The sequence below is a fragment of the Salinivibrio kushneri genome (assembly GCF_027286325.1).
GTDB classification, from domain to species: domain Bacteria; phylum Pseudomonadota; class Gammaproteobacteria; order Enterobacterales; family Vibrionaceae; genus Salinivibrio; species Salinivibrio kushneri_A.
In genome coordinates, this window is record NZ_CP114588.1 from 454,902 (window position 1) to 478,845 (window position 23,944).

Consider the following 23,944-nt stretch of genomic DNA (forward strand, 5'->3'; position numbering starts at 1 on the left):
GAGGGTATGGCGCAATCGCGAGAATACTTAAGTTTCTTACTCGAGGATGAAGAATACGGCGTCCATATTCTCGATGTGAAAGAGGTGAGAGGGTGGTCGGAAGTCCGTCGGATCCCCAACACGCTGCCGCATATGCTGGGGGTGTTGGAGCTTCGGGGCGAATACATCCCCATTATGGATATTCGTCAGTGCTTTGGTATGACGCCGGCGACACTCTCTGCCATGAGCGTCATCATTATCGTTCGCAACCAACAAGGGGTGTCGCTCGGTATCGTCGTGGATGCGGTGGCCGAGGTGCACAACTTGGAAAAAGAGCAAATTAAAGCCCCTCCGGGACTTCATCAGCATGATGAGTGGTACATGGAAGGGATTGCGTCGGTGAATGACAGGCACTTGGTGTTGATTAATTTGGAACAGTTGTTCGACTTTGACCAGTTACAACAAAGCGCACAACCGGAAAGCGCAAACGAGGACTAGAATATGGCGTGGTTTAAAAGGGAAGTACAGCAAGACAACCAACAGACCAAACAGAATGTGCAGCTGTTAGCGGCACTTAATGTCGCGCCTGCTGCACTTGTGATGCTAGACAGTCAGCAGCAAGTCACCCTGATTAATCGACGTGCGCTGCAGCTGTTGCAATGTTATCAGGCAGCGATTCGCGAGCACGGCAATGTCGATTTCACCGCGCAAAGTGACGTGCTGTTTGGTAAACCGATGAGCAGCATACTGGCGGCGGATTTGGTGGATTACCAACAGTGGCAGCAGCTTATTGATGACAAACCTTCGGTCCAAACGGTTGACTTGGGGGCGGGTAAACTTCGCGTATCGGCCAGTAAAGTCGCCGATGGGCAAGGCTACAGTGTTGAGCTGTGTGATGTGACCGCACGCGCCCATCAAAGCGAAGAGCACCAACGCCTTAAAGGCGCGTTGGATAACACCCACAGTGCATTCGTTTTATTGGGACGACAGGGCGAAATCACCCATGTGAATGAGCAAGCGGTGAAACTGTGTAAACAACATGAGAAAACTTTTCGTTTTAAAAACAGTGCCTTTGTAGCCAGCCGTGACGATATTCTTGGCAAGCACATTGATTATCTCTTTCCTCAACTGCAGCGTGAAACCTTCCAATCCTCTGACAAGATGCCTATCAATCGAGATATTCGCTTTAAAGATGCGCGTTTTGAGTTTCATGCCACCGCCAGTTACGACCGTCACGGTAAGCATGTAGGCACCACGATTGAGTGGCGTGATGTCACTGAAAGACGTAAGAAAGAGTCAGAACGTTCATTATTGGCGGCCGTGGTCGAGGGAATGACCACCAATGTGATGCTGGCAGATAAAGACGGCATTATTCGTTACCTCAACCCAGCGGTGACCGAATTGTTTAATAGCCGTGAAGATGAAATGCGCGAGATCTTCCCTGGCTTCTCTGCCGACAAACTGGTGGGCACTAGCATTGACCAATTCCACAAAAACCCAGCGCACCAACAGTCTGTGATTGCTAACCCCGACCGGATGCCATTTAAAGCGGAAATTAAGGTCGGAGAGCTCGAATTTGCGCTCAATTGCATTGCGCTTTACGACGATGACGATGAGTACATTGGCCCTGCGCTGCAATGGGAGGACATTACCGAGCAAATGGATGGCCAGCGCCAAGTCGAGCGTCTTATCGCAAAAGCGGCGGATGGCAATCTAAGCGATCGGATGAATACCAGCAAGTACCGTGGTTCGATGGCAAAACTCGGTGAGGGTATCAACCAGCTACTGGATAGTTTCGTTGATCCGCTTAACGAGTGTATTCGCGTGATGCGAGGGGTCTCGAAAGGGGACCTTAAAGCGACCATGCCGGAAGATTACAAAGGCGATTTCGAAGATCTTAGCCAAGCGGTCAATGCCTCGATTAATAACGTTCGTAACATGGTTGAAAAGATCACGCATTCGTCGGCACGGGTGGCGTCAGCCTCAGCAGAAATTGCTGAGGGGAACAACGATCTGAGTGAGCGTACTGAAGAGCAGGCGGCTAACTTGCAAGAAACCGCAGCAAGTATGGAGCAGATGACAGCAACCGTGAAGCAGAATGCGGAAAGTGCATCATCGGCCAATACGCTCTCCAGTAAAGCCAGCGAAAAAGCGCGCAAAGGCGGTGAAGTGGTCAAAGAGACCGTGGATGCAATGGCTGAAATTAACGATGCCAGCAAGAAAATCGCTGACATCATTGGGGTGATTGATGAAATTGCTTTCCAAACCAACTTGCTCGCTTTGAATGCGGCGGTAGAGGCTGCGCGTGCGGGTGAACAAGGGCGTGGCTTTGCCGTTGTTGCTGGCGAGGTTCGTAACTTGGCGCAACGCAGTGCCGGTGCGGCGAAAGAGATCAAAGACTTGATCAAAGACAGTGTCGAGAAAGTCACGCAAGGGTCGAAGCTGGTGGACGAATCTGGCGAAATGCTGGAGGAAATTGTTGCCTCTGTCTCCGAGGTGTCTCAGCTGATTGACAAAATTAATGCGGCGAGCCAAGAGCAAGCCACGGGCATTGATGAAATCACACGCTCAGTGGCACGTATGGATCAGATGACGCAACAAAATGCTGCGCTCGTTGAAGAAGCGGCCGCGTCGAGTCAGTCGATGAGAGAAGAGGGCGCGGAGTTAATTAACTTGATTGGCTTCTTCCAAGTGGATATTGACGCTGACAAGCTCGTAGATATTCAAACCCCGAGCTCGAAACCCAAGGCTACCCCGACTCACACGACTAAGACAGCGCCTAGAGCGAGCAGTGACAGTTACCGCAATGGTGAGGCCGCCAAAGCGCGTCTCAAGGCGGTGAACAGTCAAAAGTCGTCGAGCAATGAAGTCAGTGATGAGTGGGAGGAGTTTTAATCATGTCAGCGCCAGTGAATGCTTCGTCGGCTGGCGCCTATGATTTTAGCCAGCGGCATTTTCACTATGTACAGACGTTTATGGAAAACGAAACGGGTATTTTTCTTGCGGATAAAAAGAAAAGCATGGTGTATGGCCGGTTGGCACGCTGCTTACGCAGAACAGGGATGGCGACTTTTGATGATTATTTTGCACTGGTGGAGCAGAGCAAAGATGAACGTGTGGCCTTCATTAACGCGCTAACCACCAATAAAACCCAATTTTTTCGTGAACGTCATCATTTTGAGTTTTTAGCGCATCAACTGATCCCCCAGTGGCAGGCGGCGAAGCAAAAGCGTATCCGGATTTGGTCTGCGGGCTGTTCGACCGGTGAAGAGCCTTACACCATCGCCTCCGTGCTAGCGGGTCATGGGATGTTAGAGGGGCAACTAGATGTACAAATTCTTGCCACTGACTTAGATACCCAGGTGCTCAATATTGCCAGTAATGGTACTTACAGTTTGGAAGTGGCGCACACCATCCCCAAAGCGTATTTGCAGAACGGCTTTTTAAAAGGAAAAGGCATCAAGCAAGAGTTATTTAAAGCTAAGCGTCAGCTTCGTGATGTGATCAGTTTTAAGCAGCTGAATTTAAAAGGAGAGTGGCCACATAAGCAAGCAATGGATGCAATCTTTTGTCGCAACGTGATGATCTATTTTGAGCGCGATACACAGCAGCGACTCATTGAGCGGTTTTGGCAGCAGCTTGTTCCCGGCGGCGTGCTTTTTATCGGCCACTCTGAAGGGATCGGAAAGATGGCAGAGAAGTTCGATAACTTAGGCCACACCATGTATCGCAAACGGGAGTGATATGCATCAAGCATTGGAATTACATCACCATGCGCACGAGAAAACACTAAAACGTTTTTTCAGCCCCGAGCACGATAAGCACATGGTGAAGCTCCAGCCTGGCGATGTGTATGTTAGCTCTGATGATGAGCTAATTGCCACAGGCTTGGGTTCATGTATTGCCGCGTGTATTTGGGACCCTTTGGCTCAAGTCGGAGGCATGAACCATTTTATGTTGCCGCTCAGACGGGAAGAGGCGGAATCCACCTGGACACCCGATCAGCATTTATCGCGTGCCGCGCGCTATGGCAACTACGCGATGGAAATTCTGATCAACTCTTTGCTGCAACAAGGTGCGGTGAAAAACCGGCTGCGGGTGAAGCTGTTTGGTGGTGGCAATATCATGGGGCAAAACATCGCGATTGGCCGTAAGAATATCGATTTTGTTCGCCAATATGTCATCAATGAGCAACTCCCCTTGATATCTGAAGACCTTGGGTTGGCATTTCCACGCCGGGTACTTTTCGAGCCGCGCACGGGTAAGGCGTGGGTAAAGAAGATTCAATCGTTGAGCCAAAAAGAGTTGGTGGCGGAAGAAACGCAATACAACCAGCGCTTGCTGCAGGAGTCTTACGATGATGGCGCCGACGAGCAAGATGTGGAGCTATTCTGATGAGCCAATATCGCTACAAAGTCTTAGTCGTTGACGACTCGCCGCTTTATCGAACCTTGATAAGAGAATGCTTAGAAAGTGACGCTGAATTAGAAGTGGTTGGCGCCGCGGCAGACCCTTACGAGGCGCGCGAAAAGATTAAAAAGCTTAATCCAGACGTGATTACACTCGATGTTGAAATGCCCAAAATGGATGGCATTCAGTTTCTTAAAAACCTGATGCGCTTGCGGCCGATGCCAGTGATCATGGTCTCGACCCTGACCCAGCATGGTGCAGATGTCACTTTAGCAGCGCTGGAAATCGGCGCGGTGGATTATGTGCCCAAGCCCTCAGCGAATAGCGCGACCGCGATCACTCGCGAGCGTGATGAGCTGGTCAGCAAAGTGAAAATGGCCGCCCAGGCCAATGTTGGACAAACGAAGAGTTGGCATAAACAGCCGAATGTCACCATCGATCGTCAGCATTACAACCGTCGGGGCTATCAAGTGATTGGGCTGGGGGCATCGACGGGAGGAACGGAGGCACTGCGCGGTGTCCTAGAACGTTTGCCGGCGCATATGCCGCCGATTGTGGTAACTCAACATATCAAAGCGGCGTTTTGTGGCCCTTTCGCCAAACGGTTAGACCGTGCGTGCCGTTTGCAGGTTGAGGAGGTAACCTCGGAAAGGATGCCTTTGGTACAAGGGCATGTCTATGTGGCGCCGGGTAACCAACACCTTACCGTTGTGAACCGGCAAGGGCATTTGTATTGTCAGCTTTCTGATAGTGACCCGGTTGAGCGGCATCGTCCATCGGTCGATGTGATGTTCTCATCCATCGCAGAGTCGGTGGGAGGGAAATCTATTGGTGTGATACTAACCGGGATGGGCAGAGACGGCGCAAATGGTTTGCTGCAAATGTATCAAACCGGTGCACTTACCGCCGCGCAAGACCAAGCCAGCTCTGTGGTATGGGGAATGCCAAGAGTCGCGATCGAACTTGGTGGCGTGGCAAAGACGCTGTGTTTAACGGAAGTGGCAAATTTTTTAGTGGAGGCCGTATATGGACGCTAATCGCTACACATTGATTTGGCCACCTGCACTGACGATGGTCAGTGTGGTTGCGTTAGCGCTTTGGTCAATGTCTTGGCAGATCATGGCGCTTGCTGGGCTTGTGCTCGTCAGCATGGGCTGGCATCTATGGCAATTACGCCAGGTAGCTCAACCCGTCACTCAGCGTGGCTCAGCTGATAGCTCTGAGGAGGACGACGAGCCCAAACAAATTTTGCGTCGTATCCACCATATACTCTCCATTGAACTCGTCCCTATCCGCGAGCAACTCTCACGCCAACGAGAGGTGATTGATAACTCGGTAGAAAGCCTTAACAACAGCTTTTTCGCGATGCAAAGCGCCTGTCGTGATCAGGTCAACACAGCGACCAAAATGGCCAATGAGCTGCTCTATAACGATGAGAGTGAATACAGCCTCACCAAGGTGTTGCCAGCCACTGAAAAAGCCATTGATGGCTACATCGACATCATGGTGAAGGTCAGTGATAAAAGCGTGGCGTCGATTTACATCATCGAAGAGATGTCCGGCAAGCTCAATGAAGTATTCCAGCTGTTGGATGATGTGCAGGCAATGTCGGAGCAAACCAACTTATTGGCGCTTAACGCCGCGATTGAAGCAGCGCGTGCGGGGGAGAATGGGCGCAGTTTTGCAGTTGTGGCGCAAGAAGTTCGCTCTTTAGCAATTAAAGCGACCGACCTGAATACCGAAATCCATAAACACATCGATTTGGCTCAAGATAGCGTCGATAAAACCAAGGCGACGGTAGGGGAAATTGCCTCGCTCGATATGACCGAGTCAATTCGCTCGAAAGATTATATTGATTCGCTCCTTGAGGGGGTTAAAGAGGTTAATGATGACGTGGGTAAAGAGATAGAACGCGTTTCCTCTCTGGGCGAGCAAGTACAAAGTGAAGTGAACACGTGTATCAAAAACCTCCAGTTTGCTGACATTGTATCGCAACAAGGTGGGCACATACTTGATAACTTGCACATCTTAGAAGAGCTCAACGAGCTGATTATTAATACCATGGCGGACGACACCATCGACTGGCAGCAGCTTAACCAACAGGTTAATGAGATAGAGGAAAAGGCAGGCTCTGCCGCACGAGCCCCAGCGAAGCAAGCGTCGCTGGATGAGGGCGACATTGAATTGTTTTAAGGATGCAGGATGAGTATTAAGCGCGACATATCGAGTGATGGAAAACAAGCTGTTTTGCATGTTAAGGGAGAGTTTAACTTCGCTTTGGTTCAGGAAGTGCGTAACGCCTATGTGGATCTTAAAGGGAAGGACGTGATTGTCGATTTACGGGAAGCGACCTATATGGACAGTGCGGGACTGGGGATATTGCTCAATATGCAAGATTATCTTAATAAGCCTAATGGCGCGATAAAGTTGGTCAATTGCTCTGATGCGATAAAACGGGTGCTATTGATTGCCAAGTTTGAAAAGAAATTCCACATTGAGTGAGTAAGCGCCTATGAACGTCTTGTTGGTGGATGATGAGCCGGCATTAGTACACTATATTGCCGCGGCATTAAAGAGCGAAACAGACAATATCAGTATGGCGATGAATGGCCAAGAAGCGTTATCGCTCCTTGAGAATATTGATCCTGGGATGTTTCCTGATCTTATCATCTCAGATGTGAATATGCCCAAGCTCAATGGCTTTGACATGGCACAAGAGATAAGGAGTCGCTATCCGCAAAAATTGTTGCCGATTGTGTTCCTTACCGGGGTGAGTGATTCTGATATCTTTGCCAACTGTTTGAAAGTTGGGGATGACTTTGTCAGCAAACCCGTTGACACCGCCGTGCTAATCGCCAAGGTACGCACGCATTTGCGCCACGTTCGCTTGTTCCGAGAAGTGAGCCATCAACGCGACCAACTCAAGCAATTTCAAGAAACCACCGTTTACGAGCATGCCATGGCGAGCCAGATATTTGAACGCTTGATGTCGTTCAATGTTGATGGCGTACCGGGTGTCGAGACGTTCTCAGGCGCATTTAGCCTCTTTAATGGTGATGTGACCATGGTTCTCAGCCGACCATTTGGTGGACTCTATATTATGATTGCGGATGCCACTGGGCATGGCCTACCTGCCGCTATCAGTACTATCCCTGCAGTTAAAACCTTTATCGCCACGGCAAGACGAGGGTTGCCTGTCGGTGATATGGCCATTGAAATAAATGAGCATATCTGTACTTTTATGCCAGTTGGCACCTTACTTGCCGGCGCGTTGGTGGAGGTGATGCCAGATGGCCTGACGGTTAACGTTTGGAGTGGCGGGCTACCCGATGCCTATTGTCTGGATAAACACGGACAAATACTCGCCTCATACCAAGGCCGGCATATGGCATTAGGCGCACAAGCAAAAGGGCAGTTTGATGCCACTATCACTCGATTAGTCCTTCAGCCGGGTCAACGCTTGTTTTTTGCGACCGATGGCGTGATAGAAGCGCGCAATGGTATGGGTAAGGCGCTAGGCGAAGTCGGGCTGATCCGTACCTTAAGTGGCTGTCAAGGCAGTTTGATAGCACAGGCCAAACGCACCTTAACCGCCTTTGCCGGTGACAATGGTGTCACCGATGATGTGTCCATGCTCGAGCTGACCTTCCCGCTGATAGCCCCTGCTCGTGAGCCTCTTCCTGAAAAGAGCGTGACTTATTCGGTTGTGCCTTCAACAACACACATTGTGTTTGATACCGCTTTACTAAAAGAAGCCGATATCGTTAGGGATATACGCGGGCGTGTGAAAGGGATGGTCGGGGAGAGTACCGACTTAGATTTAATTTGTACCGTGGCGTCAGAGCTTATTACCAATGCGCTTGACTACGGTATTTTAGGCATGCAATCGGTGAGTAAAGATGATGTGGATGGCCTACTGCATTACTTTAGCGAGCGCCAAACCAAGCTAAATGCGCTGAGCGGAGATTATGTGATTAAACTCGATTTAGTTTATCAGCCCGAACAAGGCTTATTTAACATGCGTTTGTCACACACGGGAGACGGGTTCGACTATCATTGGCACTTACATGATAAAAATCATGATGCAGATAGCCTTTCCGGTCGAGGGATTACTCTGGTGCAATCAATCTGTGAGGAAGTCATTTACAGTGATGAGGGGCGTCAGGTCGATGTAGTGTTTAAATTACATGTGAATGAGTGACATATTTGGCGATAGCCAAACAAAAAAAAGCGCCAACCTTTCGGTTAGCGCTTTCTTTAAATGTGGCTCCCCCAACTGGACTCGAACCAGTGACATACGGATTAACAGTCCGCCGTTCTACCAACTGAACTATGGGGGAATAATGGTGCCTCGAGGCGGAATCGAACCACCGACACGGGGATTTTCAATCCCCTGCTCTACCAACTGAGCTATCGAGGCAATGGTGCCGGCTGCCGGAGTCGAACTGGCGACCTACTGATTACAAGTCAGTTGCTCTACCAACTGAGCTAAGCCGGCACACAAATCGCGAAATACTGTGTGTCACACCATTATTTCATTATATGGTGCCCGGAGGCGGAATCGAACCACCGACACGGGGATTTTCAATCCCCTGCTCTACCGACTGAGCTATCCGGGCCAACGGGGCGCTATTAAACGGATTTTCCGTCTCACCGTCAACTGTTTTTTTGAAAAAAGTGCTGATATCGCATTGTTTGGATAAAAACCCAGCGAAGTGCGACAAAAACAGGCAAAAATCAGCGCACACCGCCATTTATTGGGGGAGTTGAGCAAACTCTTTTTGATAGCGGGTGACCTTTTGTAAGTAGCGCCGAGACTCCGAAGAGGGATGGCGATGGGTCAGTGCCCAATAGACTTGATTAGGACGCAGCTTGTTTAAATCCTGCATGGCTCGACGTCTATTAGTATCAAATGTGCGCAGGACATTACCTGTCCCGCCGTTATAGGCGGAAATCATGCTGTAGTGCAGAGACAGTGGATCGCGCACCGCTTTGAGGTAACGGTTTTTGAGAATGTAAAAATAGGCAGTGCCTGTATCAATATTTCGCTCAGGATCAAAAAGATACTTAGGCGTAGGTTGACCATTGCGCTTCTTTACCAGCTTGAATACATCGCGGCCAGCCGTTTTTGGCACCACTTGCATTAGGCCATATGCATTGGCCCAGCTCACCGCATAAGGATTAAAACTACTCTCGGTTTTAATGATCGCATAAATCAGTTTTTCAGAGATACCGTAACGCTTCGATGCACGGCGGACGATATCAGCATATTGATAACTGCGCTTGGCAACATGATCATTGACCATGGGAATGGTGACGTAATACATGTTTTGAAAACGTACTTTTTTCTTTTTTAAGCGCTTATCAATCAGATAATTAGCAAAACGGTTGGCGCGCCATTCCCAGGTGATGGTTTTTCCTTCATGATCCACCACTTGGCCTTCGAGGAAAGGGCGGCCGGTAAGCGGCACTTTCGCTGCAGAGTACAGATCGACAGAGGCCGGATCTCTTGGCGTGAGCAAGGTGGTGACGATGGCTTGCTTGAGGTGAGACTTCGGTGCATCAGTGGCGACGGTTTCCACGCGGATAACACCGCGTTCAAAATCAATGCGCGCCCGACTTTTGTAATTGTCTGTGTATTTGACGTAATCCCGCTTGCCTGACACGAACACTTGGTTTTCGCCCCAGCGCACCTCAATTTTGCCGGTGAACTGGCTAATCAGTTGATTCAGGGCGTCGATGTCTTTTTCGAACTGGCCGGGGATAGGCGCTAGATTTTTAGCAAACCGATTGGTGGTTTGATAATCCACGCCCACGTATTTTTCTACGCTTTCGCGGCTACAACCGGACAGCAAGGTGCTAAAACAGCACACCAACAAGCAAAGTATTCGCGTCATCGTTTATTGCATTAGTATAAAAAACACCCGCACTGAGATTAACACAATGCGGGTGTTTTGTAGCCTTGGCGATGCCCGAGTGTGGACGGGGCCGCGTTAATTAGGCCTCGGGGGGCACATAACCGTCGATATGCACATCTTGGCCTTCGAATAGAAACTTCACCATTTCTTCTTCGATAACCTTACGGTGCTCAGGATCCATCATGTTGAGTTTTTTCTCGTTGATGAGCATGGTTTGTTTTTTCTGCCACTCAGCCCAAGCTTCTTTGGAAATGTTGTCATAAATGCGCTTACCCAGCTCTCCGGGATAAAGCTGAAAATCTAGCCCGTCGGCTTCTTTTTGTAGACGTTGGCAAAATACGGTACGGCTCATAATCTAGGCTCCTTGTCATCGCCTGTGAGATGTTGTTGGCGCTCGTGTTCTAATAAGGTTAACAGCTTTTTCACTGGTGCGGCTAACCCAACTTTTGCTGGTTGCGACAAGTTATACCAAAGCCCTTGGTTCGCTTCCATGATGATTTGCGGCCTTTCAGTAACACTGACTCTCACTGGGACAATGTCGAGGTGAAAGTGACTAAACGTGTGCCTAAATGCGGTTAATATCTCGATGTCGGTGGGGGTGACCCCTTGTAGCTTGTCGGCTATCTGTGCATCAAGGGTGTGCTCCGCCGCTTCGGGTAAGCACCATAGCCCGCCCCACAGCCCACTTGGCGGTCGTTGCTCAAGCCAGATTTCATCTTGATGCTGAACCAACAAGAAATGGGCTTGTTTGACGGGCAAGGTTTTTTTCGGTTTTTTACCAGGAAAGTCGAGCTGACGGCCTTGGGCGCGCGCTTCACAGCGATCTGCTACTGGGCATAGTTCGCATTTGGGCTTGCTGCGAGTACACACCATGGCGCCCATATCCATCATGGCTTGGTTGTATTTATCGGTATCCGTGGTGGGCGTGAGTGTTTCGGCAATCTCCCATAACTTGTTTTCTACCGGTTTTTTCCCGGGCCAGCCCTCAACGGCAAAGCAACGTGCCAAGGTGCGTTTGACGTTACCGTCTAAAATCGGATGGGGTTGGTTGAGTGACAAAGAGAGCACGGCACCGGCGGTCGAACGCCCGACACCTGGCAGTGCCATTACCTGCTCAAGTGTGGTGGGAAACACGCCATGGTGTTCATTGGCGATGACTTGTGCCGCTTTATGTAAATTGCGGGCGCGGGCGTAGTAGCCTAGGCCTGTCCACAAGTGTAAGACTTCATCCTGCTCGGCATGGGCGAGATCGGTGACCGTTGGAAAGCGCGCCATAAACCGTTCGAAATACGGGATCACCGTACTCACTTGGGTTTGCTGCAGCATGATCTCGCTGAGCCAGACCTTATACGGGGTTTTGTGTTGCTGCCAAGGCAGGGTTTTGCGGCCATATTGCTCATACCAGCTTAAAATGGCGTCGGAAAAAGATTGACTCACTGTGCTCTCTCTTATTGTTTTGCTCACGCGTGCACAAAGGCAGGCCACAGGGTACACTAACGAGCGGGCACACTAATAGGATCAGTGGTGCCAACTTGCGCAATGGCGAAAACTTTGCATAATGCGCAGTCCGTTTAGATTTCCAACAATCGATGGTCTTTTTCACCACCATCACTAACACTGCATCACAGGCACTCAATCATGACTGAAGTCACTAAAACCGAACTGACCGAGGATGGCAAAGTTATTCGTAAAGTACGCAGCTTTGTACGTCGCGAAGGCCGTTTAACCAAAGGCCAAGAGCAAGCGCTCAACGAGTCTTGGCCGACCATGGGCATTGACTTCGAGGCGACCGAGCTTGACTGGCAGCAGGTGTTTGGCAACGACAACCCGGTGGTGCTGGAAATCGGTTTCGGTATGGGCGCTTCCTTGGTGGAGATGGCTAAAAATGCCCCCGAGAAAAACTTTGTGGGTATTGAAGTTCACACCCCAGGCGTGGGCGCTTGTTTGATGGCCGCACGAGAAGCGGGCGTCACCAATCTGCGTGTGATGTGTCACGATGCGGTCGAGGTCTTTGAGCAAATGCTACCCAAAGAAAGCCTCGACACCGTGCAACTGTTCTTCCCTGATCCTTGGCATAAAAAGCGTCACCACAAGCGCCGAATCGTCCAGCTGCCGTTTGCGGAAATGGTACGTGACAAGCTAAAAGTGGGCGGTGTTTTCCATATGGCCACCGATTGGGAGAACTATGCCGAACATATGATTGAAGTGATGGAGGCCGCGCCCCATTATCAGAACATGGCGCAAGATGGCCTTTATGTGCCACGCCCTGACGATCGTCCTCTCACCAAATTTGAGCAGCGTGGGCAGCGCCTTGGCCACGGTGTTTGGGATATCAAATACACGCGCATTGCCTAAAAGGCGCGTGTGCCAATCGGTATCTGTTACACGCTAAAGCCAACCTGCGGTTGGCTTTTTTGTCCTATGTTGTAGAAGGAACCTGCCCTTGAAACCTAATGCACAATTACTCGAGCAAATTCTTGACGATGTTCGGCCATTAATTGGACAAGGGAAGGTGGCAGACTATATTCCTGCATTAGCCGATGTGACTCACCAAAAACTCGGCATCGCGGTTTGCTACAACGATGGCGAAGTGATCCGCGCCGGCGATGCCGATGAGGCATTCTCTATTCAGTCGATCTCCAAAGTGTTGAGTCTGACACTGGCGATGCAAAACTATCAAGCTGAAGAGATCTGGACGCGTGTGGGCAAAGAGCCCTCGGGACAAGCGTTTAACTCGTTAATCCAGCTTGAGATGGAACAAGGGATCCCGCGCAATCCTTTTATTAACGCTGGTGCGTTGGTCGTTAGTGACATGCTGCACACGCGCCAGTCAGCACCTCGTCAACGGATGCTTGAGTTTGTGCGCCACCTCGCGGGTAATCCACATTTGTGTTACGACAAGGCGGTGGCGGATTCAGAAATGCTGCACAGTGACAGAAACGCGGCGATTGCGTATCTGATGCGTGCGTTTGGCAATTTTGATAATGACGTGGTGCCGGTATTAACCAACTATTTTCATTACTGTGCCTTAGAAATGAGCTGTGTGGACTTGGCGAAGGCGTTTTTCTATCTTGCCAATAAAGGGACACCACTAAGTGATAGCACGGCTATCTTGAGCCCGACACAAAGCAAACAGCTGAATGCGCTGTTGGCAACCTGTGGCTTATATGATGGCGCGGGCGAGTTTGCATACCGAGTTGGCATGCCAGGTAAATCTGGGGTAGGCGGTGGCATTATTGCCATTGTGCCTGGCGAGATGTCGATTGCCGTCTGGTCGCCGGAGCTCGATCCTTCGGGTAATTCACTGGCGGGAACGGCTGCATTGGAGCTATTATCGGCTCGAATTGGCCGCTCAATATTTTAGGGTAAACCTCGATGCAGTGCCCATGATGAGGGCAATATTTATACCTTTGAATGCAAAAAAAGCCCCGCAGTAACCTGTGGGGCTTTTCGCATCAAGGTGATGCCGCTATACCATGACGGGATTAGGCGTCAGCCGCTAACGTGGCGAACGCATGGTCAGCCGCTGCGAGTGTGGCATCAATTTCTTTTTGTCCATGTGCTAAGCAGGTAAAGCAAGCCTCAAACGCAGAAGGGGCCAAGTACACGCCTTGCTCGAGCATCAGGTGGAAGAAACGTTTGAAGCGCTCAGTATCACACTGTTGCACGTCTTTAAAGCTGGTCACTGTTTCTTGCTCGGTGAAGAAAAAGCCAAACATCGCGCCTGCTTGGTTCGTGGTCAGCGCAATACCATGTTTGTCGGCGAGCGATTGAAAACCCTCCGCAAGTTGGCCAGTCACATGGGTCAAGTAATCGTGGTTACCAGGCTGACGTAGCTCAGACAAACAGGCGTGACCGGCCGCCATGGCGACTGGGTTCCCTGCCAGTGTCCCCGCTTGGTATACCGGACCCGTCGGCGCTAAGTATTCCATCACCTCACGACGTCCGCCAAAGGCCCCCACTGGCATACCACCACCGACAATTTTGCCTAGTGTGGTTAAGTCAGGTTTTACGTCGTAGTAAGCTTGCGCGCCACCTAATGCTACGCGGAAGCCAGTCATGACCTCATCAAAAATCAGCAAGGCACCGAACTCATCGCACAGCTCACGCAAGCCTTGCAAGAAACCCGGTTGCGGTGGCACACAGTTCATATTCCCGGACACGGGCTCGACAATGATGCACGCCACCTCGTCAGGGTAGGTCTCAAACGTTTGGCGCACCGAGTCAAGGTCGTTATAGGTGCAGGTCAGTGTGTGCTTGGCAAAATCCGCCGGTACCCCTGGAGAGTTCGGCTCGCCAAGGGTGAGTGCGCCTGAGCCGGCTTTGACCAGTAAGCAGTCGCCATGGCCGTGATAGTTACCCTCAAATTTGATGAACTTATCGCGTTTGGTAAACCCGCGTGCGAGACGTATGGCGCTCATGGTCGCTTCAGTGCCAGAGTTAACCATACGTACCATTTCCATTGAAGGCACCAGCTCAGCCACCAGCTCTGAGAGGGTGGTTTCACTCTCGGTGGGGGCACCAAAGCTGAGGCCTCGTTGGGCAGCGTCGACTACGGCTTCGCGGATTGCGCTGTGGTTATGACCTAAGATCATCGGGCCCCAAGAGCCGACAAAATCGATATAAGCTTTGCCGTCGGCATCAAAAATGTATGCGCCGTCAGCACGCTCCATGAAGACAGGGTCGCCGCCGACACCGGCAAAAGCACGCACGGGAGAATTCACGCCACCAGGAATGGTGCGTCGAGCTTGTTGAAAAAGTTGTGCTGATTTGGTCATGACATATCCTGTTTGGGAAGGCTTAGCCTAAATTGCGTTGGCGTATTTTAACCAAAGATACGGAACGCTGGCGAGGTAGAGTATGATTTCGTTGAGACAAGATTGGCAATTAATACGTACTGATCACAGTTGCGATCAAACGCACAATACTTGAACACTTTACTCAGGTATTAGATAATCCCAACATTAGCACAAAGAGCATGTGAGGTAACAATGAGCGAAGCACCTTTGCCGTTAGAGTTTTCTGAGGCCGCGGCAACCAAGGTAAAGACGCTGATTCAGGAAGAAGAAAATCCAAACCTGAAATTGCGCGTCTATATCACCGGTGGTGGCTGTAGCGGCTTCCAATATGGTTTTACCTTCGATGAAAACGTCAATGAAGGAGATATGGAGATCGAAAAAAGCGGTGTGATGCTGGTGGTCGATCCCATGAGCTTGCAATATTTGATGGGTGGCAAAGTGGATTACACCGAAGGCCTTGAAGGGTCGCGCTTTTTCATTGATAACCCTAATGCCACGACGACTTGTGGCTGTGGTGCGTCATTTAGCGTTTAAACGTGAAATGGCGATACCGCTGACGATAATCACAAACGGCGCCTGTAGGCGCCGTTTTTGATCCACAGAGCTGATTAGCTGCCGCGGTTATAATGGTTAAGGCTGCCAACCGTGGCCAACAGCTGGTTAAATTTGCTTAACTGCGCCATGCGTGACTCAGCCAAACGCACAAAGGCTTCCTTTTTTTCACCTTGAAGAGACTTAGCTTCAGGCAGTTTTACCGTACGCGGGTTTTTATGGACACCGTGAACGAGGAACTCGTAGTGCAAGTGTGCACCAGTGACACGCCCTGTCGACCCCAGTGTACCGATAATATCCCCTTGTTTGACTCGCTGACCCGTTTTCACTTTGCGTTTGGTCAAATGCAAATACTTGGTGATGTAGGTTGAGCTATGGCGAATAAACACATAATTACCATTGAAGCGGTTGTATGAGGCTTTCATCACCACGCCGTCCCCGGCGGCTTTAATTGGGGTTCCGACTGGTGCAACATAGTCGGTGCCACGGTGAGGCTTCACTCGACCGGTAACTGGGTGCAAACGACGCGGGTTGAAGTTTGAGCTCACGTAACGGAAGTTAACCGGCGAGCGCAAAAATGCCTTTTTCATCGCTTTGCCGCTCGGTGTGTAGTATTTGCCATTTTTAGCGCGTACTGCCGTGAAGGTATCACCACGGTTAGTGAAGGTGGCCGCTAAAATATTTCCGCTACCAATATGCTCGCCTTCGACAAACTCCTCTTCGTAGAGCACCGAAAAGCTATCACCGTTGCGAATATCGAGGGCAAAGTCGACATCCCAACCAAAAATGCCCGCCAGTTGCATGATCTGATTTGGGTTTAATCCGGCATCAGAGGCTGCTTGCCAGAAGTTTGATTTGATGGTGGCGCGCGCAAAATTTAGCTGCGTATCCACGTGCTTGGTTTCAATCCGTGATTGATAGGTCTCATCAATCTTATTAACAATCAGGGTTTCGTTGCTGCCTCGCGGTTGAATCAGTTGCACCAGCTCACCGTCGTCATCCACACCAAGGCGCACTTCATCGCCAGGGTTTAAATAAGCGAGGGTTTGCGTTCTTTCGTCGGCATTAACCAAACGATAGAGGGTGGTAGGGCTTAAGCCGGCACGATTAAAAAGCAGCGCCATGCTCTCACCAGGCTGCACTTCATAGGTTTGCCAGTTGATATTGCGCTTAAACTGCGCGGGCATCTCATCTTGGGGGGGCAGGAGCGAGACTGCCTCAACGGGTAATGGGTAATGCTTACCAGGTTGAAAATTCGGTTTTGGACGTGGTGTGTCAGCGCCCTCGGGAACCAGGACTAATAAGACAATGAATGCGCTCAAGGCACCGATAATGACTTTATGTAACTTGGGTAAGGCTGCGAGTTTATTTAACGGCATGAAGACTATGGTTGAATCACTACGAATAAAGTTATGACAGTCAGACGCCCAATCGGTTTTATTGGGGATGATGCCCTGAAGTAGATTTGACACGGCTGACACAAAGACCACATTTTTTGATAGCAGCCACTGCGCACACCCGGCACACATTCTATCAGTTTAACTGGTTTCAAAAACTGTCGCTATTCGAGTAATATGTCGGTTTATCACATTTTTGCCTATTGGGTAGGAGCAGAAGACTATGGCGAGCCTGGAAGCCGCGCTAGCAGAACTAAAACGTGGCGTAGATGAAGTAATCCCGGAAGACGAGCTGGTGGCAAAGCTAAAAGAGGATCGTCCTCTTCGCATCAAGCTGGGCGCTGATCCTACAGCACCAGATATCCACTTAGGCCACACAGTGATCCTCAATAAGCTGCGAGCTTTTCAAGCGCTTGGCCATGAAGTGATCTTTTTGATTGGTGATTATACCGGCATGGTCGGTGACCCGAGCGGTAAAAACACCACCCGCCCACCATTGACACGTGAGCAGGTGCTGCAAAATGCAGAAACCTATAAAGAGCAGGTATTCAAAATTCTGGATCCGGCGAAAACACGTATTGAGTTTAACTCGAAATGGTTGGGTGAGCTGGGCACTGATGGCATGATTCGTTTGGCGGCAAGCTCCACCGTTGCCCGTATGCTTGAGCGTGATGATTTTAAAAAGCGCTATACCAGCAACCAAGCTATTGCTATCCACGAGTTTATCTACCCATTGCTGCAAGGGCACGACTCCGTCGCGCTAGAAGCGGATGTTGAGTTGGGGGGCACCGATCAGAAGTTCAACTTACTGATGGGGCGCGAGCTGCAAAAACAAGCAGGACAAAAGCCGCAAGTGGTGATGACCATGCCTTTGCTGGTTGGCTTAGACGGTGTTAAAAAGATGTCTAAGTCAGCACATAACTATATTGGTGTGAGCGAGAGCCCTGATGAGATGTTTGGTAAAATCATGTCTATCTCTGACGATTTGATGTGGGATTACTACGAGCTGTTGTCTTTCCGTCCGCTTGAGGAAGTGGCGCAGTTTAAGCAAGACGTACAAGCTGGGAAAAACCCGCGTGATATTAAGATCTTGCTAGCAAAAGAAATCATTGCACGTTTCCACTCAGACGATGCCGCAGAGGCCGCTGAGCAAACGTTCGTCAATCGTTTCCAAAAAGGGGCGATGCCGGATGAGATGCCAAGCTTTACCTTCGAGCAAGGTATGGCGATTGCTAACCTGTTAAAAGAAGCAGGGCTAGTTAACTCCACCTCTGATGCACTGCGTATGGTTCGCCAAGGCGCAGTGAAAATTGATGGTGAAAAAGTGGAAGATACCAAGCTAGTGCCGGCAGCGGGGGAAGCGGTTTACCAAGTGGGTAAGCGCAAGTTTGCCCGGGTGACACTCAGCTAAGCTCTACCCTATCTGGCGCCGTAAGCGGCCACCAACATATCAAACCCTCGCATGTACGCGAGGGTTTTTTATGTCAATCACTCCCCACCGGTAGTGGGGCAAGTGCTTAGCGACTAGGTATGCCAAACGCCTTTTAGTGCACGAACCATATGTTGACCAAGGTAAAACGCCGTTTGTAGGCAAGCCTCGCTAAGTTGATCATCGTCCGGGGTGTGTGCAGTCACCCCAAGGCTTGTGCCACTTGGGTTAATGTTTTCTACCCCGATATTGGCTCGACCTAGGCTGAGCCACAGCATGTCATGCTGGCTGGCTAAGGTTTGAAAATACTGCAGTGTCTGAGGCTGATCGCCACCTGGGTAGGTGCCCACCGTAAAGCCTGCCGCGTACTTTCCTCGCCAGTCTTGGTTTTCCCACGTCGGGCTAGACGCGTCGGCAAACGCCTTGAATGGCGCGCTTGGTCCGCCCATATAGGTGGGCGCACCGAAAACAATCGCATCAACGTCTTTAAGCTTTTCAAACACCTTGTCATCGATAAAGCGTCCGTTTTCTATCATGTCTGGCTCAATGCGGTAAACCACAGGTTCGGCATCGCCGGCATGAATGCCTTCCGCAATAGTGGTGGCTAGCGCATGAGTATGATCGTCGACAGAATGATAAATGATGGCAATGCTGATCATAGTGGCTCCTTTATTGAGACTGTATTACAGACCTTAGGGTGTGTTGTCTAAATTTCAACCACTGTTTGTCCAGTCTCGGCATACTGTCCCAATCATTGCTTTATGATCTGTCTAGCGCGAACGGTGGCAAGGACAAATGCCAGCGGATCGCGGCTAAGCGAATCAATAGCGTGGTGACCATACCCACAATAGAGGCAGTGACAGTGCCTGGGCTGACTTGCACTGCAAGGGTGTGAACAATGCCGCCAGCAATACAGGCAGTCGCATACACTTCTGTTCTCAGCACCATAGGCACTTCGCGCGCGAGCACATCACGAATAATGCCGCCGCCACAGGCGGTGATCACGCCCATGATCACCGCCACCAAGGGAGATGCGCCATAACTAAGAGCTTTATCGACACCGATACCCACAAAGACCGCCAGCCCAATGGCGTCGGCACAAGGCAGTACATACCAAGGCAGGCGTCGCGGATGACGGATAAGCAGCATGGTTGCTACACAAGTGGCTAAAATAACCCAGATATAGGTGGTGTCGGTGATCCAAAATGCAGGTGTGGCGCCCATCGCCATATCTCGCACCGTCCCGCCGCCAATGGCCGTCGCACAGGCAAGGACGACCACACCAAACGGATCCATACGCAAACGGCCCGCCACCAGTACGCCAGATATCGCGAAGACAGCGGTGCCAAATAAATCGAATAAATATAAGATCATGGTCTGAGTCATGCTAAGTCCTATTGCGCGTGACGTACTTTATCAAGAGCGGTACAGATTTGCTCAGCGGCATCTAACGCACGCGGTGTGGCGCGTGTCAGCCAATCTGGGTTAAGAGACCAAGTGAACGTGTGCGCATGATTTGGTAGCAACTCAACCAAGGATTGCCAACTTTTAGGTTGTGTCTCGCCCGTGTGGAACATCACCTTGGGCGCACGTGTGATGACTTGTTCCATATTCACCTGTGGGTAAGCGGCGGGGCTGTCGGCGAAAATGTTCTTGCCACCGCACAGGTGAAACAGCTGACTCGGCCATGCGCGATCGCTAGCCGTCATCATTGGCGTATCACTGAGAAGATAAAAGTAGGGAACGAGCTCTGCACTGCGGTACTGGGCGTTTAATTGTGCCAGTTTTTGATCAAAGGCGTTAGCATTGCGCGTGGCGACGTCTGGGGTCTCACTATAATGACCCAGCTCGCGAATAAACTGACCAATATCACTGAGCGTGTCTGGGTTGAGGTAACGGATGGTAAAGCCTAATTCCGCCAAGGCCTCTAGGGGTTTGGGCGGATTCCCGCCGCGCCAAGCTAAAATAAGATCTGGCTGGAGGGCGATAATGCGTTCGAGTTTGACGCCCCGATAGTTGGCCACGCGTTCAAGCGATTGAGCCTGCTTCGGATAATCACTGTAAGCACTTGCAGCGACCATATTGGGACCAAGCCCAGCGGCATAAGCCAGCTCTGTGGCGTGGGGGGCAAGACTAATCACTCGCAACGGGGTGGCGTGAGCAAAAGGCATCCATGTTAAGGCCAAGACAAGCCAGCAGGCTTGCAAGCGAAAAAGGGTACAAAGGGCACGAAAACGTGGCATCAATCAGTGTCCTTAAACGATTAAAACCAGGGAGCATAACCCGAGCCAGATTAAAACACTGTGGGTTAACTTCAAGCGCAGCAATAAAAGGTGATAACACGCCGGGGTGACCCCATAGCCAATTTTGGTTCTCAAGGTCTTAGTACCTTGATAAACAGCCGGCCCGCCTAGAGAGAGCTGGAAGCGACTACCTGCACACGCGAGTAGCCAACCTGAACCAGGCGTTCGCCAGCGTCTGCCTTGCTGCCAGCCGGTTTTTAGGTGTGACCAAGGTTGACGGCTCATTGCCACGATCACAGCAAACAGCCCCATTGGCACTATATCCAACAGGTTCAATAAGCGGGCGCTGGCGAGCCCGAACGGGTAATAGCTTAAGCGGCTTGGGGTCCAAACGCGGTGAAGGTGTACCAAGCTAGTGTATAGCAAGGCACCGACACCGCCGGCGAGTAGATAATAAAATATCACGCAAACACAGTGCCGCGCTGTGCCGAGAAGCAGTGTTTCCGCGCCCGCTTTCCCTATTCCTATCAATGACAGAGACTCGGTTTCACGGTTGACGCGTGTGGCGAGCAACGCGCGCGCTGCGCCCTTGTCATGTTGGTCTATCGCATGGGCGATGGCGTGGCCAAACTTATCGATTGGCCGCCAATCAAGTGCGAGCCAGAGCAATATGCCATCGAACAGGGGGCGCGACCACACGAGCTCACGGGTGGCGATTAAAAAAATGGCGAGGGTGCCACCCATCAACATTAAGGCGAGCGCTCCGGCAAGCTTACGCTGACGCTTAGGGTCTGTGTCTTTGTTGACTTGACCCGCGAGCAACTCTGCATACTGTCGCCAGTATTGAAAAGGGGAATACTGGCTGGATAGGGGGAGTAGCCAGTGCACTAATACCGCCAACCACAGAGCCCATAAGCGGCCCTGGTCGGCGGCGTAGGTCATCCAATGTTGCGGATTGAGCAAATCATCCATGGGGGCGTGCGATCAGGCGTCGATCATTGCGACCATGTTTTCCACCATGGCCGATGAGCTTTTGGCCGCTAATGGCAGAAACTCTTCAAAGGTCATGGGTGACTCTTTTTCAGCGACCACATCAGAGATGGCACGCACCACCACAAAAGGCGTGGCAAACTGGGCACACACTTGCGCGATTGCCGCTGCTTCCATTTCTGCGGCCACCGCATCCGGGAAGTGGGTATGGATATGTTGTCGGTGGGCATCAGTGTGGACAAAGGTATCGGCGGTACAGATCAAGCCACGTACCACATGTGTTTGGCTATCCACTGCTTTCTCCGCAAGTTGCATTAACGCTTCATCGGACTCGAAGACAGCCGGTTGCTGAGGAACCTGTCCCATTTGATAGCCGAATGCAGTGGCATCCGCATCGTGATAGCAGACTTTGGAAGATACCACCACATCACCTAGGTTGAGTGAGGGCTCAAACGCACCCGCTGAACCTGTGTTGATTACCCAATCGGGCTTGAATTGCGATAGCAGCAAGCTCGTGCCGACCGCTGCAGCGACCTTACCAATGCCAGACTGAAGTAACACGATATCATGGCCTTGTAGCGTCCCCGAATAAAAGGTGCAGCCGCCTTCTTGATGGGTTGTGCTGTTTTCCAGCTTGTCGCGCAGTAGAGTGACTTCTTGCTCCATTGCGCCAATGATGCCGATTTTCATGGTGATAATCCTGTTCGCATAAATGCCGATAGTGTACATGAGGCAATAAAAAAGTGCCTCCTTTGAGGCACTTCTGAATAGATTATCTCGATGTGGTTTCACACGGGTTGATTGCCGCAGGACTATACTTCTAGGTAGTCCATGATGCCTTCAGCGGCTTTACGACCTTCATCAATGGCGGTGACCACCAAATCTGAGCCTCTTACCGCATCGCCCCCGGCAAAGATTTTGGGGTTAGTGGTTTGATATAAGATGTCACCTTTTGCCGGCGCTTGGATGCGACCACGCTCATCCAGGGCGACATCATAAGGTTCTAACCACTCCATCGCGTGTGGCTGGAAACCAAAGGCCATGATCACCGCATCTGCTTCCAGTACATGCTCACTGCCTTCAATCGGCTCTGGGCGACGGCGCCCCGCGGCATCAGGTTCGCCCAGTTGGGTTTTCACCACGGTGACCCCGCTCACGTTGCCATTACCATCAACTTCAATTCCCAGCGGTTGCAGGTTGAACATAAAGTTCACCCCTTCTTCGCGGGCATTTTTCACCTCACGGCGTGAGCCTGGCATGTTTTCTTCATCTCGGCGGTAGGCACAGGTGACACTGGCGGCTTGTTGGCGAATCGAGGTACGAACACAGTCCATCGCAGTATCGCCACCACCGAGTACCACCACTCGTTTACCGGCCATATCGATGAACGGTGGTGCGTCATTCAGTTCCATCACCTTGTAGGTGTTGGAAACTAAGAAGGGGAGCGCGTCAAAGACGCCGGGCGCATCTTCATTGGCCAGCCCTGCACGCATGTACTTGTAGGTGCCTACCCCTAAGAAGACCGCATCGTAGTCATCGACCAAGGTTTGCATGTCAATATCTTTACCCACTTCGGTGTTGAGGCGAAACTCGACGCCCATCTCGGTAAAGACACGCTGGCGATGCCGCATCACATCTTTTTCGAGCTTAAACGATGGAATACCAAAGGTCAGCAGGCCGCCAATTTCAGGGTAGCGGTCAAAGACCACAGGTTTCACCCCATTGCGGACCAGCACGTCGGCACAGGCGAGCCCTGCAGGACCGGCTCCAATTACCGCGACCTTTTTATCGGTCCACTCAACGTGTGACATATCAGGCTTCCAGCCCATTTCAAACGCTTTATCGGTGATGTACTTCTCGACATTGCCGATGGTTACCGCGCCAAAGTCCTCGTTGAGGGTGCAATCCCCCTCACACAGACGATCTTGTGGGCACACGCGGCCACAGACCTCCGGCAAGCTATTGGTTTGGTGCGATAGCTCAACCGCTTCTATAATCCGCCCCTCGTTGGCAAGCTTGAGCCACTGTGGAATATAGTTGTGCACTGGGCACTTCCATTCACAGTAGGGGTTGCCACAATCAAGGCAGCGATCGGCTTGTGCTGAGACTTCTTTCTCGGTAAACGGCTCGTATATCTCTACAAACTCGATTTTGCGGGTCTCAATCGCTTTTTTGCGCGGGTCAATGCGCTGCACATCAATAAACTGATAGATGTTCTGGCTCATGG

At 50.9% G+C, this 23,944-nt stretch carries 23 protein-coding genes and 4 tRNA genes; 12 read left to right on the forward strand and 15 right to left on the reverse strand.

What is annotated here, in order from left to right:
* Positions 1 to 6 precede the first annotated feature (6 nt).
* The 8 genes from N8M53_RS02255 to N8M53_RS02290 are packed head-to-tail and all read left to right on the forward strand — an operon-like array spanning position 7 to position 8,590.
* Positions 7 to 477, forward strand: coding sequence for a chemotaxis protein CheW (locus N8M53_RS02255; RefSeq protein ID WP_269579327.1), 471 nt, complete (start codon positions 7 to 9; stop codon positions 475 to 477).
* Positions 478 to 480: 3 nt separating this feature from the next.
* A complete protein-coding gene (locus N8M53_RS02260) occupies positions 481 to 2,874 on the forward strand; it encodes a methyl-accepting chemotaxis protein (RefSeq protein WP_269579328.1) in 2,394 nt (797 codons plus the stop codon).
* 2 nt (positions 2,875 to 2,876) lie between these two features.
* Positions 2,877 to 3,722 (forward strand): CheR family methyltransferase, encoded by an 846-nt coding sequence (locus N8M53_RS02265; protein ID WP_269579329.1) that lies wholly within the window; start codon positions 2,877 to 2,879, stop codon positions 3,720 to 3,722.
* A gap of 1 nt (position 3,723) precedes the next feature.
* A complete protein-coding gene (locus N8M53_RS02270; RefSeq protein WP_269579330.1) occupies positions 3,724 to 4,374 on the forward strand; it encodes a chemotaxis protein CheD in 651 nt (216 codons plus the stop codon).
* Positions 4,374 to 5,426 carry a protein-glutamate methylesterase/protein-glutamine glutaminase gene (locus N8M53_RS02275; RefSeq protein WP_269579331.1) on the forward strand — a complete coding sequence of 351 codons (1,053 nt, stop codon included), beginning with the start codon at positions 4,374 to 4,376 and terminating at the stop codon, positions 5,424 to 5,426. The genes N8M53_RS02270 and N8M53_RS02275 overlap by 1 nt, the downstream gene beginning before the upstream one ends.
* Positions 5,416 to 6,582, forward strand: coding sequence for a methyl-accepting chemotaxis protein (locus N8M53_RS02280; protein ID WP_269579332.1), 1,167 nt, complete (start codon positions 5,416 to 5,418; stop codon positions 6,580 to 6,582). Before N8M53_RS02275 ends, N8M53_RS02280 begins: the two co-directional genes overlap by 11 nt.
* 9 nt (positions 6,583 to 6,591) lie before the next feature.
* On the forward strand, positions 6,592 to 6,891 hold the full coding sequence (locus N8M53_RS02285) for an STAS domain-containing protein (RefSeq protein ID WP_269579333.1): 300 nt from the start codon (positions 6,592 to 6,594) through the stop codon (positions 6,889 to 6,891).
* Positions 6,892 to 6,901: 10 nt separating this feature from the next.
* Positions 6,902 to 8,590: a SpoIIE family protein phosphatase gene (locus tag N8M53_RS02290; RefSeq protein ID WP_269579334.1), complete on the forward strand. Its 1,689-nt coding sequence runs from the start codon at positions 6,902 to 6,904 to the stop codon at positions 8,588 to 8,590.
* Between the two features lie 63 nt (positions 8,591 to 8,653).
* On the opposite strand, the gene N8M53_RS02295 is transcribed toward N8M53_RS02290, so the two are convergent.
* The 7 genes from N8M53_RS02295 to mutY all read right to left on the reverse strand — a co-directional run bounded on the left by N8M53_RS02295 (position 8,654) and on the right by mutY (position 11,744).
* Positions 8,654 to 8,729: transfer RNA gene (locus tag N8M53_RS02295), tRNA-Asn, on the reverse strand.
* 4 nt (positions 8,730 to 8,733) lie between these two features.
* Positions 8,734 to 8,809: transfer RNA gene (locus N8M53_RS02300), tRNA-Phe, on the reverse strand.
* A gap of 2 nt (positions 8,810 to 8,811) precedes the next feature.
* A tRNA-Thr gene (locus N8M53_RS02305) sits at positions 8,812 to 8,887 on the reverse strand.
* Positions 8,888 to 8,932: 45 nt separating this feature from the next.
* Positions 8,933 to 9,008 (reverse strand) — tRNA-Phe (locus N8M53_RS02310).
* A 135-nt stretch (positions 9,009 to 9,143) separates the two neighbouring features.
* Positions 9,144 to 10,286, reverse strand: coding sequence for a membrane-bound lytic murein transglycosylase MltC (gene mltC, locus N8M53_RS02315; protein ID WP_269579335.1), 1,143 nt, complete (start codon positions 10,284 to 10,286; stop codon positions 9,144 to 9,146).
* A gap of 100 nt (positions 10,287 to 10,386) precedes the next feature.
* Positions 10,387 to 10,659 (reverse strand): oxidative damage protection protein, encoded by a 273-nt coding sequence (locus tag N8M53_RS02320; protein WP_046074030.1) that lies wholly within the window; start codon positions 10,657 to 10,659, stop codon positions 10,387 to 10,389.
* Positions 10,656 to 11,744 carry an A/G-specific adenine glycosylase gene (mutY, locus tag N8M53_RS02325; RefSeq protein WP_269579336.1) on the reverse strand — a complete coding sequence of 363 codons (1,089 nt, stop codon included), beginning with the start codon at positions 11,742 to 11,744 and terminating at the stop codon, positions 10,656 to 10,658. Before mutY ends, N8M53_RS02320 begins: the two co-directional genes overlap by 4 nt.
* A gap of 201 nt (positions 11,745 to 11,945) precedes the next feature.
* On the opposite strand from mutY, the gene trmB reads away from it, so the two are divergent.
* Positions 11,946 to 12,662, forward strand: coding sequence for a tRNA (guanosine(46)-N7)-methyltransferase TrmB (trmB, locus tag N8M53_RS02330; RefSeq protein WP_269579337.1), 717 nt, complete (start codon positions 11,946 to 11,948; stop codon positions 12,660 to 12,662).
* Positions 12,663 to 12,750: 88 nt separating this feature from the next.
* Positions 12,751 to 13,671, forward strand: a complete 921-nt coding sequence (gene glsB / locus N8M53_RS02335; protein WP_269579338.1) for a glutaminase B — start codon at positions 12,751 to 12,753, stop codon at positions 13,669 to 13,671.
* Between the two features lie 121 nt (positions 13,672 to 13,792).
* On the opposite strand, the gene hemL is transcribed toward glsB, so the two are convergent.
* On the reverse strand, positions 13,793 to 15,085 hold the full coding sequence (gene hemL / locus N8M53_RS02340; protein ID WP_077771214.1) for a glutamate-1-semialdehyde 2,1-aminomutase: 1,293 nt from the start codon (positions 15,083 to 15,085) through the stop codon (positions 13,793 to 13,795).
* A 213-nt stretch (positions 15,086 to 15,298) separates the two neighbouring features.
* Between hemL and erpA the strand changes: the two genes are divergently transcribed.
* A complete protein-coding gene (erpA, locus tag N8M53_RS02345) occupies positions 15,299 to 15,640 on the forward strand; it encodes an iron-sulfur cluster insertion protein ErpA (protein ID WP_021022145.1) in 342 nt (113 codons plus the stop codon).
* Between the two features lie 74 nt (positions 15,641 to 15,714).
* Here the strand turns inward: erpA and N8M53_RS02350 are convergent, their stop codons facing one another.
* Positions 15,715 to 17,037, reverse strand: a complete 1,323-nt coding sequence (locus tag N8M53_RS02350; protein WP_269579964.1) for a peptidoglycan DD-metalloendopeptidase family protein — start codon at positions 17,035 to 17,037, stop codon at positions 15,715 to 15,717.
* 241 nt (positions 17,038 to 17,278) lie between these two features.
* On the opposite strand from N8M53_RS02350, the gene tyrS reads away from it, so the two are divergent.
* The gene (gene tyrS / locus N8M53_RS02355; protein ID WP_269579339.1) at positions 17,279 to 18,466 is read left to right on the forward strand and encodes a tyrosine--tRNA ligase; all 1,188 of its coding nucleotides are present in this window, start codon (positions 17,279 to 17,281) and stop codon (positions 18,464 to 18,466) included.
* 113 nt (positions 18,467 to 18,579) lie between these two features.
* On the opposite strand, the gene N8M53_RS02360 is transcribed toward tyrS, so the two are convergent.
* The 6 genes from N8M53_RS02360 to N8M53_RS02385 all read right to left on the reverse strand — a co-directional run bounded on the left by N8M53_RS02360 (position 18,580) and on the right by N8M53_RS02385 (position 23,942).
* Positions 18,580 to 19,143 (reverse strand): flavodoxin family protein, encoded by a 564-nt coding sequence (locus tag N8M53_RS02360; protein ID WP_269579340.1) that lies wholly within the window; start codon positions 19,141 to 19,143, stop codon positions 18,580 to 18,582.
* A 100-nt stretch (positions 19,144 to 19,243) separates the two neighbouring features.
* Positions 19,244 to 19,858: a TRIC cation channel family protein gene (locus tag N8M53_RS02365; protein ID WP_269579965.1), complete on the reverse strand. Its 615-nt coding sequence runs from the start codon at positions 19,856 to 19,858 to the stop codon at positions 19,244 to 19,246.
* A gap of 20 nt (positions 19,859 to 19,878) precedes the next feature.
* Positions 19,879 to 20,727 carry a vitamin B12 ABC transporter substrate-binding protein BtuF gene (btuF, locus tag N8M53_RS02370; protein WP_269579341.1) on the reverse strand — a complete coding sequence of 283 codons (849 nt, stop codon included), beginning with the start codon at positions 20,725 to 20,727 and terminating at the stop codon, positions 19,879 to 19,881.
* A gap of 12 nt (positions 20,728 to 20,739) precedes the next feature.
* Complete coding sequence (locus N8M53_RS02375) at positions 20,740 to 21,699, reverse strand: cobalamin biosynthesis protein (protein WP_269579342.1); 960 nt, start codon at positions 21,697 to 21,699, stop codon at positions 20,740 to 20,742.
* A 12-nt stretch (positions 21,700 to 21,711) separates the two neighbouring features.
* Positions 21,712 to 22,407 carry a 5'-methylthioadenosine/S-adenosylhomocysteine nucleosidase gene (gene mtnN / locus N8M53_RS02380; RefSeq protein WP_269579343.1) on the reverse strand — a complete coding sequence of 232 codons (696 nt, stop codon included), beginning with the start codon at positions 22,405 to 22,407 and terminating at the stop codon, positions 21,712 to 21,714.
* Between the two features lie 122 nt (positions 22,408 to 22,529).
* Positions 22,530 to 23,942 (reverse strand): FAD-dependent oxidoreductase, encoded by a 1,413-nt coding sequence (locus N8M53_RS02385; RefSeq protein ID WP_269579344.1) that lies wholly within the window; start codon positions 23,940 to 23,942, stop codon positions 22,530 to 22,532.
* Between the last annotated feature and the right edge of the window lie 2 nt (positions 23,943 to 23,944).

Coding starts and splice junctions, on each gene's coding strand:
- N8M53_RS02255 (WP_269579327.1), top strand. CDS start 7: ATGGCGCAATCGCGAGAATACTTAAGTTTCTTACTCGAGGATGAAGAA.
- N8M53_RS02260 (WP_269579328.1), top strand. CDS start 481: ATGGCGTGGTTTAAAAGGGAAGTACAGCAAGACAACCAACAGACCAAA.
- N8M53_RS02265 (WP_269579329.1), top strand. CDS start 2,877: ATGTCAGCGCCAGTGAATGCTTCGTCGGCTGGCGCCTATGATTTTAGC.
- N8M53_RS02270 (WP_269579330.1), top strand. CDS start 3,724: ATGCATCAAGCATTGGAATTACATCACCATGCGCACGAGAAAACACTA.
- N8M53_RS02275 (WP_269579331.1), top strand. CDS start 4,374: ATGAGCCAATATCGCTACAAAGTCTTAGTCGTTGACGACTCGCCGCTT.
- N8M53_RS02280 (WP_269579332.1), top strand. CDS start 5,416: ATGGACGCTAATCGCTACACATTGATTTGGCCACCTGCACTGACGATG.
- N8M53_RS02285 (WP_269579333.1), top strand. CDS start 6,592: ATGAGTATTAAGCGCGACATATCGAGTGATGGAAAACAAGCTGTTTTG.
- N8M53_RS02290 (WP_269579334.1), top strand. CDS start 6,902: ATGAACGTCTTGTTGGTGGATGATGAGCCGGCATTAGTACACTATATT.
- mltC (WP_269579335.1), bottom strand. CDS start 10,286: ATGACGCGAATACTTTGCTTGTTGGTGTGCTGTTTTAGCACCTTGCTG.
- N8M53_RS02320 (WP_046074030.1), bottom strand. CDS start 10,659: ATGAGCCGTACCGTATTTTGCCAACGTCTACAAAAAGAAGCCGACGGG.
- trmB (WP_269579337.1), top strand. CDS start 11,946: ATGACTGAAGTCACTAAAACCGAACTGACCGAGGATGGCAAAGTTATT.
- hemL (WP_077771214.1), bottom strand. CDS start 15,085: ATGACCAAATCAGCACAACTTTTTCAACAAGCTCGACGCACCATTCCT.
- erpA (WP_021022145.1), top strand. CDS start 15,299: ATGAGCGAAGCACCTTTGCCGTTAGAGTTTTCTGAGGCCGCGGCAACC.
- N8M53_RS02350 (WP_269579964.1), bottom strand. CDS start 17,037: ATGCCGTTAAATAAACTCGCAGCCTTACCCAAGTTACATAAAGTCATT.
- tyrS (WP_269579339.1), top strand. CDS start 17,279: ATGGCGAGCCTGGAAGCCGCGCTAGCAGAACTAAAACGTGGCGTAGAT.
- N8M53_RS02360 (WP_269579340.1), bottom strand. CDS start 19,143: ATGATCAGCATTGCCATCATTTATCATTCTGTCGACGATCATACTCAT.
- N8M53_RS02365 (WP_269579965.1), bottom strand. CDS start 19,858: ATGATCTTATATTTATTCGATTTATTTGGCACCGCTGTCTTCGCGATA.
- btuF (WP_269579341.1), bottom strand. CDS start 20,727: ATGCCACGTTTTCGTGCCCTTTGTACCCTTTTTCGCTTGCAAGCCTGC.
- N8M53_RS02375 (WP_269579342.1), bottom strand. CDS start 21,699: ATGGATGATTTGCTCAATCCGCAACATTGGATGACCTACGCCGCCGAC.
- mtnN (WP_269579343.1), bottom strand. CDS start 22,407: ATGAAAATCGGCATCATTGGCGCAATGGAGCAAGAAGTCACTCTACTG.
- N8M53_RS02385 (WP_269579344.1), bottom strand. CDS start 23,942: ATGAGCCAGAACATCTATCAGTTTATTGATGTGCAGCGCATTGACCCG.